General features: G+C 46.6%; 1 protein-coding gene. It reads right to left on the minus strand.

All coding sequences use genetic code 11. The features are described from left to right. A partial coding sequence (locus ACNKXV_RS14225) for a hypothetical protein (protein ID WP_417908367.1) occupies window positions 1-204 on the minus strand: 204 nt, incomplete at its 3' end. Window positions 205-298: the final 94 nt, after the last annotated feature.

Below are 298 nucleotides of genomic sequence, written 5' to 3' on the forward strand. Positions count from 1 at the left end.
GTTTGACAAGGCAGTATCCAGCTCAAATCGGTTTTCCGGATTCAAAACTCTGGTCTTTTGATCTGCGCGGGTTTTATTATTTCCTACCTGATAGCCAAAGGTTGCCAAGGCTTTTTCTGTGATAGGTTCGGTCCAAGTGGTGTTGATTCGGTAGTTGAACCCATTGTTCAAGGCATCCGTTTCTTGCTCGGTGGTGTCGATCAAATTTCTGCGGTAGTCTCTGTTCGCTGCCAATAGGTCGGAGAACTGATCTCTCTTATTCCAAGCCGTGAAGATTTCGGAAGAAAGGGTTCTGCCC

The organism is Christiangramia aquimixticola, from assembly GCF_048285835.1.
In the GTDB taxonomy this organism is placed as follows: Bacteria; Bacteroidota; Bacteroidia; order Flavobacteriales; family Flavobacteriaceae; genus Christiangramia; species Christiangramia aquimixticola.